This window comes from Desulfosarcina widdelii (assembly GCF_009688965.1).
GTDB lineage: Bacteria > Desulfobacterota > Desulfobacteria > Desulfobacterales > Desulfosarcinaceae > Desulfosarcina > Desulfosarcina widdelii.
Genome location: NZ_AP021875.1, coordinates 4,287,207 through 4,300,068, shown reverse-complemented (window position 1 = coordinate 4,300,068; position 12,862 = coordinate 4,287,207). Strand labels below are relative to the sequence as shown.

Annotated in this window: 10 protein-coding genes; 2 read left to right on the top strand and 8 right to left on the bottom strand. The window is 58.6% G+C overall.

Annotation, left to right across the window (positions count from 1 at the left end):
* Positions 1–277: 277 nt before the first annotated feature.
* A complete protein-coding gene (gene clpB / locus GN111_RS19790; protein WP_155305405.1) occupies positions 278–2,860 on the top strand; it encodes an ATP-dependent chaperone ClpB in 2,583 nt (860 codons plus the stop codon).
* Positions 2,861–2,909: 49 nt separating this feature from the next.
* Here the strand turns inward: clpB and GN111_RS19785 are convergent, their stop codons facing one another.
* From GN111_RS19785 to GN111_RS19750, 8 genes are all read right to left on the bottom strand, one after another.
* The gene (locus GN111_RS19785) at positions 2,910–3,632 is read right to left on the bottom strand and encodes a stage II sporulation protein M (protein ID WP_155305404.1); all 723 of its coding nucleotides are present in this window, start codon (positions 3,630–3,632) and stop codon (positions 2,910–2,912) included.
* 74 nt (positions 3,633–3,706) lie between these two features.
* Positions 3,707–4,360, bottom strand: coding sequence for a four helix bundle suffix domain-containing protein (locus tag GN111_RS19780; RefSeq protein ID WP_155305403.1), 654 nt, complete (start codon positions 4,358–4,360; stop codon positions 3,707–3,709).
* A gap of 66 nt (positions 4,361–4,426) precedes the next feature.
* Positions 4,427–4,831 carry a YkvA family protein gene (locus tag GN111_RS19775; protein ID WP_155305402.1) on the bottom strand — a complete coding sequence of 135 codons (405 nt, stop codon included), beginning with the start codon at positions 4,829–4,831 and terminating at the stop codon, positions 4,427–4,429.
* Positions 4,832–5,284, bottom strand: coding sequence for a response regulator (locus GN111_RS19770; RefSeq protein ID WP_155305401.1), 453 nt, complete (start codon positions 5,282–5,284; stop codon positions 4,832–4,834).
* Between the two features lie 66 nt (positions 5,285–5,350).
* The gene (locus GN111_RS19765) at positions 5,351–7,141 is read right to left on the bottom strand and encodes a sensor histidine kinase (protein ID WP_170302375.1); all 1,791 of its coding nucleotides are present in this window, start codon (positions 7,139–7,141) and stop codon (positions 5,351–5,353) included.
* Between the two features lie 288 nt (positions 7,142–7,429).
* Positions 7,430–9,691: a histone deacetylase family protein gene (locus GN111_RS19760; protein WP_155305399.1), complete on the bottom strand. Its 2,262-nt coding sequence runs from the start codon at positions 9,689–9,691 to the stop codon at positions 7,430–7,432.
* Entirely contained in the window at positions 9,688–11,352 is a 1,665-nt protein-coding gene (locus tag GN111_RS19755; protein WP_155305398.1) for a sensor histidine kinase, read from the bottom strand. The genes GN111_RS19760 and GN111_RS19755 overlap by 4 nt, the downstream gene beginning before the upstream one ends.
* 166 nt (positions 11,353–11,518) lie before the next feature.
* Positions 11,519–12,406, bottom strand: coding sequence for a CBS domain-containing protein (locus GN111_RS19750; protein WP_170302374.1), 888 nt, complete (start codon positions 12,404–12,406; stop codon positions 11,519–11,521).
* Positions 12,407–12,632: 226 nt separating this feature from the next.
* Between GN111_RS19750 and GN111_RS19745 the strand changes: the two genes are divergently transcribed.
* On the top strand, positions 12,633–12,854 hold the full coding sequence (locus GN111_RS19745) for a hypothetical protein (protein ID WP_155305396.1): 222 nt from the start codon (positions 12,633–12,635) through the stop codon (positions 12,852–12,854).
* Positions 12,855–12,862: the final 8 nt, after the last annotated feature.

Sequence of the window (12,862 nt, the reverse complement as noted above, 5' to 3'; positions counted from 1 at the left end):
GTCCGTCACCGAGCGTCTTTTTCCGGAAGGTCAGCCAGTCATTTTCATCTTCGTAGATTGGTCCGCTGACGAATAAATCTTTTGGCATAACCGCATTGGGTCGTCAAGTCGTTGGATGAATGGTTCCGGCAAATATTTTTTCCGAAAAAGACGGTATCTGGTGAATTGTTTTTGAAATCCATGTGTTCCAGCGAATTGACATCATTCGTGAGGTGGTTATCTTTCGACTGCAAAATACAGACCAACTCATAATTTTGTTCGATATCAGGAGGAGAGTATGCGGTTTGACCGGTTTACTGTAAAATCCCAGGAGCTGATCCAGAATGCCCAGACACAGGCATCCAACCACGGTAATCAGCAGATCGAGCCGGAGCATCTGCTGGCGGCCATGCTGGAAGAAAAAGAGGGAGTGGCCCGGTCGGTATTCAAACGATTGGGCGCTTCGGGGGACGGCATCGCCGCGGCTGCGGGCAAGGCCGTCGAGCGGCTGCCCAAGGTCAGCGGCGTGGGCGATGTCTATTTGTCATCGGCGGCCAAAAGTGTACTGGAGGCCGCCTTTGCCGAAGCCGGCAAAATGAAGGATGAATATACCAGCATCGAGCATATCCTGCTGGCCCTGTGCGACAAAAAATCCGGTGCAGCATCTCGGATTCTGGCCGAAGCCGGGGTCAACCGGGATGCCATCCTGAAAGTACTGCAGGAGATCCGCGGCAATCAACGCATCACCGACCCCAACCCGGAGGAAAAATACGAGGCTTTGAAGAAATTCAGCCGCGATCTGACCGACATGGCCCGAAGCGGCAAGCTGGACCCGGTCATCGGCCGTGATGAGGAGATTCGGCGCATCGTTCAGGTGCTCTCCCGCCGAACCAAGAACAACCCCGTGCTCATCGGCGAACCCGGAGTGGGCAAAACCGCCATCGTGGAAGGCCTGGCCCAGCGCATCGTGGCGGGCGACGTTTCCGAAAGTCTGAAAAACCGTCAACTGGTGGCCCTGGACATGGGCGCTTTGATCGCCGGGGCCAAGTATCGCGGGGAATTCGAAGACCGGCTCAAGGCCGTCCTCAAGGAGGTGGAAAAGGCCGAAGGCGAGGTGATCCTTTTCATCGACGAATTGCACACCCTGGTGGGTGCCGGCGCCAGCGAAGGCTCCATGGACGCTTCCAATATGCTCAAGCCGGCCCTGGCCCGCGGCACCTTGCGCTGCGTGGGGGCCACTACATTAAACGAGTACCGCAAGTACATCGAAAAAGACGCAGCCCTGGAGCGGCGCTTCCAGCCGGTTCTGGTGCGCGAGCCCACCGTGGAAGACACCGTCTCGATCCTGCGCGGGCTGAAGGAAAAATACGAGGTGCACCACGGGGTGCGCATCAAGGATTCTGCCATCGTGGCGGCGGCCTCGCTCTCCGACCGGTACATTGCCGACCGCTTTTTACCGGATAAGGCCATTGATCTGATCGACGAGTGCGCTTCCAAGCTGCGCATCGAGATCGATTCCATGCCGGTGGAGATCGACGAGGTCCAGCGCAAGATCCTCCAGGCGGAAATCGAACGCGAAGCCCTGAAAAAAGAGTCCGACCCGGCGTCCCGAGAGCGGTTGGCCAAACTGGAAGACAGCCTGGAAGCCATGCGGGCCCAGATTGCCGGCATGAAAGCCCACTGGGAGCAGGAAAAGGGGTTGATTCAGAACATTCGCAGGATCAAGGAAGAGCAGGAGCAACTGGGCATCGAGGAGCAGCGCGCCGAGCGGGAGGGCGATCTGGCCAGGGTAGCCGAGCTGCGCTACGGCCGCAGCAACGAATTGAAACGCCGGCTGGAGCAGGCCAAGGAGGATCTCGAAGCGCTGCAGGCGGACAAGAAGATGCTCAAGGAAGAGGTGGACGACGAGGATATCGCCGAGGTCGTTTCCCGCTGGACCGGGATTCCCGTAAGCCGCATGCTGGAGGGCGAACGTCAGAAACTGCTCAAGATGGAAGAGCGGCTGGGACAACGCGTCATCGGACAGCGGCAGGCCATCGAGGCGGTTTCGAATGCGGTCCGCCGGGCACGGTCCGGATTGCAGGATCCCAATCGGCCCATTGGTTCCTTTATCTTCATGGGGCCCACCGGCGTAGGAAAAACCGAGCTGGCCAAGGCCCTGGCCGAGTTCATCTTCGACAGCGAACAGGCCATGGTGCGCATCGACATGTCCGAGTTCATGGAAAAACATTCGGTTTCCCGGCTCATCGGCGCCCCTCCGGGCTATGTGGGCTACGACGAAGGCGGCTACCTTACCGAAGCGGTGCGGCGGAGGCCCTATTCGGTGGTTCTTTTCGACGAGATCGAAAAGGCCCACCCCGAGGTGTTCAACGTGCTGCTGCAGATCCTCGACGACGGGCGCATGACCGATGGCCACGGCAAAACCGTGGACTTCAAGAACACCATCATCATTATGACCTCCAACATCGGCAGCCAGTGCATCCAGGAACTGGGCGGCCGCAACCGCGAGGAGATGGAGCGCCGGGTCTTCGAGGCCCTGCGGGCCGGTTTCAAGCCGGAGTTTCTCAACCGCATCGACGAAACCATCATCTTCCTGAACCTGGAGCCGGAGCAGATCGGTCGCATCGTCGATATCCAGATGGCGCATCTGGGCAAGCGGCTGGCCGAACAGAACATCGAGCTCGTGCTGGCCGATTCGGCCCGCGACCTCATCGCCCGCGAGGGCTTCGATCCGGTATACGGCGCCCGGCCGCTCAAGCGGGTGATCCAGCGGTTGATCGAAAACCCCCTGGCCATGGAGATCCTGGAAGGCAAGATCATGGAAGGCACCCGGATCAGCGCCGAGGCGGAAGGAGAGCGGATCGTTTTTCGCCAAGTGTAAAACGTTTTCAGGTTCCGGGTTTCCCCGCTTCGGTGGGGAAGCCCGTCTTTTAAATCGAACGCATCAGATAAGGCGTGACATGCGCCTCGACCAACCCGGAAAGCAGGAGACCGCAGACCACGATCCAGATCATTCTTTTGATCGGCATGGCCTTTCGATGGACCTCCAACGTTTGAAAAACCGTCCGGGTCAGATTCTGCTGCGCCGTTTCCCGGATGCGAAGATGAGCCGAATAGGTAACGGCGCCGGCGAGGGTAAAGATAGGGATCTCAACTAGGCCGTGGGGTAATAGCGAAACGGCGGCCGATAAATACGATCCGTTGATTTCGTCGGCTGTCGCTACCTGCAGGCCGCTTTCAAGCCCCAGTAAAAAGATGCCCAACAGTGGCACCATTAGCCAGACATACAGCCGCCTCAGCGATTCCACTTCGATTTTCGAACACCCGGGCAGGTAGCAAAGCAGCTTCATTCTTCGCGATCCGCAAAAAATTCTTCTGAGGCCGCGGGGCGACAAGCCCAATTGCTCCGGATTGAAAAGAGAGGCCGTATAGAGGAAAGACAAGTTGGCGAGGGCGCCCAGGACATTCCAGACAAACAACAGCACCCCTAAATCGACGCCTGCCCGGAGACCCAGATTAAAAACGGGAAGTGCGTGTGAGATCCGTCGGGTGGAGGCTTCAAATACGGTCTCCGGAGCAACGAGGCCGGCCTTCATTAGCAATGCACCGATGACCAGGCTGATGATCAAAGAAATCAGATAGGCCTGGAGCAATTTTTTCCAGGCCGTTTAGAACTGCGAACAATTGGATTGCATGGGGGGATTATTGGCGGTTTGGGGCAGGGGCTTTAATGTCTTCCGCCAGTTGGCCTCGATTTTCTGCGGGAGGACCGCACGCGGTACATGCGTTCGGTGAAACCGCCTTCTTTCTCGAAGGCTTTGGATTGGGCGGCAATCTGGCGGTCGAGCAGGCTGCAGGCTACGGCGATCAGAACCAGGGCGGCGTTGGCGGCAATTTCGGGGTAGGTGGTGGACGGAATGGACTTGGTGGACGAAGTGGACGGTCCACCCTGTCCATTCCGTCCACTGGGTCCACATTGTCCATCGTGCACCGCCTTCACCCATCCGGCAACTTGATCAACCGTTTCACACCGCCGGGCAATCAGCGACACTCGTCGCGGGTCCTCCCGCACCCAAGCCGTCAGGCGCCGCTGGCGCAAAAAATCCTCGTAATCCAGCCGCAGTTCTTCCAAACTGGCCCGGGCCACATTGGTCAGCTTCAGTTCGGTTCTCCGGGACGTTCCCGAAGCCTGGCTGCCCTCGGCGATGTTCTGCACCCCGCTGCGCGCGGCCTGTACCATCTGGTCGCGGGTGCGGCTGAAGCGGTCCACGTAGCGCTCGCAAAAGCGCACCGTCAGATCGTAAACCAATTGAGCGAGCTGAAAACTCTTCAGCTTGCGATAGCCGCCATGCTTGGGAATCAGGGGTTCACGGCTAACCATACCCACCATCCATCCCGTCCATTTCGTCCACTGGGTCCATGCCGTCCATAACATCATTATCGGCAATTAACCCTTCGCCTCAATGGCAAGAAAATAGACCGTGGCAACAATAGCCAGCCACAAAACCACCACCATCACCGCGCCCAAAACGGCGCCGGAGGTTTTCTTTTGCAGCGAAGCCTCTTTGGTCCTGGCGCGGCAGTCGGCCAACACCTCGCTGGGAATCATCTTCACCACCAGCAGGATGCCCAACGGCAGCAGGATCAGGTCGTCCAGATAGCCCAGCACGGGGATGAAATCGGGAATCAGGTCGATGGGGCTGAGGGCATAGGCAGCCACCAGGGCCGCCAGCAGTCTGGCCCGCCGGGGAACCCGGGGGTCCCGGCAGGCCAGCCAGAGGGCGTGAATTTCGCTCTTGAGCCGTCGGGCACAAACTTTCCATCGTTCAATGCGGCCCGGTACCGGTTTCATTTATCTGGCGAACACGTGCAAGGCATCCTTGGGCGACTCGATTACCCGCTGCACTTTTTCCTGGATGTCCTTTTTGTGCAGATCGTCCTTTTTGTCCCAGGCGCCCTCGATCTTGGCCGTCAGTTCGTCGATTTCGCAGGGTTTGGTCAGGTAGTCGTAGGCGCCCAGCTTGACCGCCTCCAGGGCCGTGTCGATGGAGCCGTGGCCGGTAAGAATCAAGGTCTGGGTGAACAGTCCCAGCTTCTTGATCTCCTTCAAGGTGGTCAACCCGTCCATGCCCGGCATTTTCAGGTCCAGCACGACCACGTCGAAATCTTCCTTCTCCAGAAACCGGATGGCCTCCGCACCGCTGTTGACCGCTGTCGCCCTGTATCCCCTGGCGTCCAGCAGGCGTTGCATGTTTTTGGTAAAAATGGCCTCGTCGTCCACCAGCATTATTTTCGATCCGATCATCACAGCCTCCTTTCGATAGGGGTCCTTTGTCTTCTATGAAAAATTTTGGTTGGCCGTTGTTTCGGTTCAGGCCGCTTTTTCCAATGCCTCCTCTCCGGGGCCGTATCCGTTGGTTGCCTCCGGCGACCGAAGCGGCAGCCGGATGGTAAAATCCGATCCCTGGTTGGCTACGCTGGAAACCTCGATCCGTCCGCCGAGCCGCTTGACAATGCTGTAGCAGATGGAGAGCCCCAGTCCCGTTCCCCTTCCCATGGGCTTGGTCGTAAAAAAGGGATCGAACACCCGGGCCAGTTTGTCGTCTGGGATGCCGCAGCCGGTGTCCGACACCACGATTTCAACGCTTGCTTTGGATTCCAGATAGGACGTGCTGACGGCAATGGAGCCGTACTGCTTGTTCTCATGGGCATCGATGGCGTTGGTGATCAGATTGAGGAGAACCTGCTGCAACTGGGAAAGATCCGATTGAATCGGCGGCACATCCGCAGACAGACGCTCGAAAAACGTGATGCCCGAGGATTTGGCTTCACGGGCCATCAGTTCGATCACCTCGCTGATGAAAGCATTGATATCGATCGGTTCGATGACCGACTGGGTCCGGCGGGAAAACCGCAGCAGATTGTGGGTGATGTGTTTGCACCGCTGGATCTGGACATCGACCTGATTCATGGAATCCTCCAGCTGGGCCTTGAAGTCCGAATCCATCTCTCCGGCCCGTCGCAGCGCGTCCATCACCAATTGCCGCTCCGTGGAAATGATCGCCAGGGGGTTATTGATTTCATGGGCCACCCCCACGGAAAGCTCGCCGATGGAGGCCATTTTGCTTGCCTGGATCAGTTGGCGATTGAGGGTTTCGGCCTCCTCGTCCCGGCGTTTGACCAGCTTGAGCATGTAACGGGTCACCAGCATGGTAACCACCAGAATCGCGGCGGCGCTCACGTGAAGAAAGACCAGAACGGCAAAATCGACCTGTTTTTGAGCGCCGAAAGCCTCGTCCAGGTCCTGTCGGACCACAAGCATCCACTGAGGTGTCTCCAGCCATGCGGTGCTCACGATCTGACGCACCGGACGTTCGCCGTTGAAACCGGCATCGGCGGCCTCCTGGCGAACGCGGATGCCGGGGTGCACCGCACCGGCGGCCATGGAAGCGGTTTCCATGATCCGGCCGCTGTAGCGTGGCGTGGTTTGGTAGACGCTATCCTTGTTGACGAGAAACACCTCCCCGGTGCGACCGATCATGACGTGTTCCACCAGGGCACGGAACGCCTCGGTGTCCACCGTGGCCCGCAGGATCCACGGGCCTTCGGCATCCTGGCCCCGGACGGCAATGATGAAATGGGGTTCGCGGCGGAAGCCCATGAACATGTCGCTGATGTAGATTCCCTTTTCCATGACCATCTTGAACCAGTGGGCCTCCCGGTAATTCTTGTCCAGCAGGTCGTAAGGCCCCACATAGGCCAGATGGGTTCCCCGGGCATCAATGACGCCCAGATCCGTCAGGGTCCACTGCTCCCGGTTGAAGTGGTCGAAAAGAAGCCTCAACTGTCCGGGCTGAACCAGATCCTGCCGGCTGTGGCTGGCCGCCATCAGTTCGAGTTTGGAGCGGTTTTCCTTGAAAAACAGTTGGATGACCATACGGTGGTGCTGCACCTCGTTGCGAAAGGCCGCCATGACCCGATCCTCGGCGAAACGATGATATTGGGTTCGCATGCCCCAACCAACCAGCAGCAGCGGCACCACCGAGCAGACCAGGGTCAAAACGATAAACCTTCTGAAAAGCCGTTTATAGCGGTCCTGCCGATTCCGGCCTTCCTCGGTGGAAGGGGCCTGTTCCGCGACGGGCAATGGTTGCTTGGGCATATTTCCTCCTTGGCTCATGGGCGGATCGGTTCAACATGCCAAGCCGCCCGATGCTTGATCGATACATCAAGGAACATGCCAACAAGACCATAGACCTCAGGTTTCATTTACGCGTTGATTTATCGGGGGGATTTGCGCATACGTAGCGATGGGTCGGGCCGAAGGTCTGCCAGGATGTCCACAAATGGATGACAGGGGTGTCTCTCCGGTAGTCGTTGGCCCGGTGAAGGCGACAGCGGTTTTGGAGGATGGAATTCGAATCTAAAAAAACCGCATCATGCCAAGCCATCATGCCAAAGAGGGCCAGAAGGGGCGTTGAACCTCGATCACCTTGGAAACAACCGGGGAAGTCGTTCTATTGTTGCGGCTTTTCGAATCCAGGCACGGGGCGTCCGCGTGGTCCAGGCGGCAAAGCTGCTGGAGAAAACAAAGGCCGCATTCCTCGATGCCCTTGACGCTGTAGCCGCCCTCCAGAATGAAAGCGATGCGTCCCAGGCACACCCTTTCGGCCATTTGAATGAGCATGGCGGTGAGATCTCCGTAGCCTTTCGGCGTAACCTGCATGCCTCCCAGGCGGTCATTGAAATAAAGATCGAATCCCAGCGAAACCAAAATGAAATCCGGCCCGAAGCCCTGGGCCAGAGGGGCGATGATGCGGCGGAGAACCAGGGTAAAATCGCGGTCCCCGGAACCTTTTCCCAAGGGGATGTTTACGGTGAAGCCCCTGCCCGGTCCGCTGCCGATCTCTCCGATACTCCCCGTTCCCGGATAGGCCGGAAAGCGGTGGGTGGAGACAAACAACACCGAATCGTCCCCGTAAAAAGCGGTCTGGGTTCCGTTACCATGGTGGGCATCCAGGTCGACGATCATAATGCGGGCCATGCTGTGGCTGTTTTGAAGGTAGCGTGCGGCCAGGGCCACATTGTTGAGCAGGCAGAACCCCATGGCCCGATCCGGTTCGGCATGGTGGCCGGGAGGCCGGACGGCAGCCACCCCCCGCCTGGCCCGCCCGTTGCATATGCCGTCGAGCAGACGGAACACACCGCCCACGGCCAGACAGGCCACTTCCCAGGAGTGTGCGGTGGTCTGGGTGTCCAGATCCAGGGTAACGAGCTGTTTTCCGGCGGTTTTTTCCAACTGGTCCAGATAGGCGGGGGTATGCACCCAAAGCAGTTGCTCATGGGTCGCCGGCGCGATCGCCATTGAATACCATCGGCCAACAACGCTGGGATGGGCCAGGGCCCGCCGAAAGGCCTCGAACCGCTTGGGGCTTTCCAGATGAAAGATGTTCTCCAGGTGCAGGGCAAAACGGGCATCGTCAACGACAAGGATCGTGGTTTTGGCATCGGCGGATTCCCCGGCGATGCGCACTTTGCCCGTGCGCGTGGCCTGGTCGATGAGGGCCGCCGCTTCAGGAATGCGGGTCTGATGTTTCAGCAACAGGGCCAGGGCCGTGGTTGCCGGATAGGGTTGCCGGCGGGACATCAGGCAGCGTTGGATAAACGCCAGCTTTAAATGGCGCTGCCGGTTTTTGCCCAGGCCGTAAAACCGTTTAACCGTCGTTTCGATGAGGGCCTGGACCCGTTTTTGCTGATGGCGGGTCGGCGGCCGGCGGTCATCCGCCAGATCCGCAATGGCGATCGGCAGATACCCCCGGGGCGATTTGAGCACATAGCGGCACAGCCGTTGTTCCCGGAAACCGCAGCTCAGATAAAACCGCCGCGCGCCCACCTCTCCGTCCAAAAAGATATGGCAGGCCTGCGGATAAAATGTGTGCCACAGCATCCAACAGCCGGCCAGCAAAAAGGTTCCGATTCCCCGGGTGGGCGTTTCGGTGTCGCCGTATTGCGGGCGGCAGCGGGCAATATATTTGATTTCGAGACGGGCAGCGGTCGAATGCCCGTGCAGGCGAAGTTTGACCAGCCCCAGGACCCGTTGCCGGGAAATGCACGCATAGATCCACGGCAGGGTTTTATCCGACCAGCATCGCAGAATATATCGAACGTTGAAAAATTCGAAGCGTTGGCCGGCGATCTGCAGCAGCATTATCCGGTTGAGCGGCAGCGGCATGAAATGGGCCGGCTGGCCGGCGGCCAGGGTTCCACAGAAGTGAGGGCCGCGGTCTTCGCAGGCGGGAATCCGCAGCGGCACATCCAGCTCGTCAGGGCGGTGATCCAGGCGGCGTAGTTCGTATTCCACTACTGCCGCCGCCCCAGCCTGCCGGATGGTTCCTGCAAGTTTCCGGAGATCTCCTGCCGACCAACGTTCTCCCCATGCCTGTTTCTCCCGAAGTTCTCCCCATTTGAATACCAGCGATTGCTCGAGGGTGGCAATGCCATCGGCCACCATAGCGGTTGCGGGAAGGTCCACCCGCTGTCCGTCGAAGTAATAGTGAACATCCCACCCGCTTTCCGAGCGGACCGTCGCACCCTCAATCGCGGGGATGGCGATGCGGGCGTCGTCGAACAACGTCCCCAACCCATAGCCGGTTTCGCGGTCGACGGCATAAATGGCATCGATGGCCATTTTCAATTGTTCGCGCCGGATCATGATGCGTTGGCGGTCTGGACTTTCCGTCCGACATCCGCAAATCCATGGAACTGTTTGGGCAGCACCATTCTGAACGTCGTTCCCTTAGATGATGACTGCGACAGAATCAGTGATCCTCCCAGGGCCTGGAAAATATCCCGGGCCACCGGAAGTCCCAGGCCGGTTCCGTCAGGTTTGGTTGTGTAAAGGGGTTCGAAAATCCGCTCCCGATTCTCGGAGGGGATTCCGCATCCGCTGTCGGTGATGGTGACCGCCACCTGGGGGCCCTCGTCTTTGATGGCGATATGAATTTCCCCGTGACGATCAACGGCGGTCAGGGCATTGAGCAGAATGTTCTGAAAGGCATGCCGCAGTTTGCCGGGTTCGGTCCGTATTGCGGGAACATCCTCGTCACTGTCCCATACCACCCGGATACAGCGCAGGGCCAGTTCCTTTTTCAGCCAGGTGACCACGGTTTCGATCAGATCTACCGTTTGCACATCCGTAATTACGGGCGGCCGGGGGCGCAGATTCTCGAGAAACTGCTTGAGGCGCTTACGCCCGGTAACGGCCGACTCGCGGATTTGCTTGAGATCTTCGGCAACCGGGGCGGTGGCTTCGCCGGACAGGTGGTTTTCCAACCATTCGGCGGCCACCGTAATGCTGGCCAGACGGTCGGTGATCTCTTCCAGAAAGCCGATTCCCAACTCCATGGTCGATGCCATGTAGCTGCTTCGCTGCATCTGGGCGTTTAAATGATGGATGCGCTGCCGTTTGGCCTCCAGGCGGTTGACCAGGCTGTCGGCGGTGAGCAGGACCAGGAAGAAAATCACGATCCCCCCGAGAACCAGACTCCAGAGGGCGAAATAACGCATCTCCAGCGCCGGGGCGAACACCTCTTTCGGTTTATAGCATGCCCCCAGCACCCAGGGAACCGAGGAGAGCCAGGTGGTCAGTTGGATATTCTCCTGCTTTTCCTGAATACGGACGCCGTCGAAGCGTTGCTGCTGCTCCAGACCCGAGGCGACCATCAGGGGGCGGTCCGGCTGCAGGCGGGCCTGATAATCGCCCCGGCGGTCTATCAGAAAGACGTCCGTTGCCGTGAACGCTTTCCAGTTTGGCTGCAATTGCCGCTGAAGGTCTCCGCCATCCAGGCTGGCGCGGACGATCAGAAACGGTGGACCCTTTTCCCGACGTACGGCAAGACTGACGTGCGGCACCTGTCGATAGCCCAGTTCCAGGTCGCTGATCCAGACACCCGTAGCGCCGGCTTGTTGAAACCAGGTGCGGTCGGCGTAATTGCGGGTTTCCCGGGCCAAGTGTCCCTGGTGGACGAGCTGGTTGCCTTGAATATCGAATACTTCCAGATCGTGAATCCAGGGGTATTTTTCAATCACGGTCCGGGCGTATGCGTCGAACTTCTCCTGCACCGTGAGGATGTCCGCAGGCATCTGAGCCACCAGTTTGAGGGTCGCCACCCGGTCGTTGAACAGGCTGTCCAACTGTTTTCGACGGGTATCCGTGTCGTGGACCAGCATCTCCACGGTTCTGTCTTTGAAAATCGATACCGCGTAAAAGGAAAAAATGCCGCCGATCACAATCAGGGGGATAAATGCCGCGCCCATGAGCGCTGCCACCACCCGGTTCCACAGCCGACGGAAATGGGGATAATCCTGTTTCATATGACCTCGTCTTTCCGATCTTCATCCATAAGCGTTCACAGGGTACCGCATCTGCTTTGTTCCCGGACACTTGAAGTATGAACAATACGTCTTCATGCTCGGTGCCTCACATCTGCGGCACCCTGTAAACGCCTACGGATCCGCCAGTTTCAGCACATTCTGTATTTCAACCCCGTGAACACGTATCTTCATCCATCCGGCTTCGGGGGCCGTCCAGATAGACCAAAACGTCCTTGAGCTGGATTACGCCGAGTACCCGGCGGTTTTCGTCGGCAACCGGCAGGGTGTGAAATCCGTGTGCAATCATTATGGTTGCCACCTGGTCGAGCGCCGTTTCGGGTTGGACGGCGACGGTATCCGGAATCATCGCATCGCCGACCGTCAGTTCCGGCAGCCATTGGGGATTGGCCGACAAATCCGCCCATGAAATCCTGTTGCCTTGCGCTCCGTTTGTTCTGTCCAAAATGTCCTTCTTGCTCAAATGACCGGCCAGGCGTCCATCGCCATCGACGATATACAGGGTTTCGCCCCCCATCCGGGGCAGGCGGTGGTTGAAGATCGAAACGGCTTCCAGCAGCGGGTCCGTATCCGCGATGCGCCGAAACGCTTCCAGGACCAGTTCTCCGGCGACGCTGCGGGGCCAGAGCACCGGGTGGCGCCGGATCTGTCCTGCTTCACAAGCCTGATTCAATTTGGCTTCCAGATCTTCGATGCTGCAAGGTTTGATCAGGTAGTCGAAAGCGCCCTGACGGATGGCCTCGACGCCCGATTCCAGCGTGGCGTGCCCGGTGAGAATGATCACAGCCGGGGGGTGTTTTTGCTGTTGAATCCGGGCCAGGGTGGCCATGCCGTCCAACTCCGGCATGCGAAGATCCAGCAGCACCGCATCGAAGCGCCGGGTTTCCATCAGTGCCAGAGCCTGACGGCCGTCCGGGGCGGTGGCCACTTCAAAATTTCGCGCTTTCAGTAGTTTGCCCAACTGAAGGACAAAACGCGCTTCATCGTCAACCAGAAGCACCCGCCGACCCTCTTTCCCATCGCATCCTTCAGCCATGATGGCATCTCCTGGAAATGGGCGGTCCCTTCTCGCCAGGGACATGGCCGAAAACCGGGAGGATACATCTTCGCCGACGCTTGTCTCCCGTGTTTGGACACCCTGTCCGCAGGCCAGATGCAACCCACACCCGTTCGGCCGGAAAATCCATTGCGGAACCGATCAACCGAAGACCGAAGGGAAAAACGGAACCGCTGTGGCATTTGGTTTGCAGTGTTTGTTGATCATGCATACCCAAACCCTCAACTGTGTCGGAAAAATTATGCTTCCGGCCACCCGGGAACTGGCCCTCGAACCTTCGGTGCATCTCAACGATCCGGTAACAACGGCCATCGAGGTCATGATCAGGCACAATCGCGACACCATCGCGGTACTCTGTAACAAGCGCCCGGTGGGCCAGGTCCGTCTCCGGGACGCATTTGCCGTGATCGGGATTCGTGTCTCCTGAACCCTTGG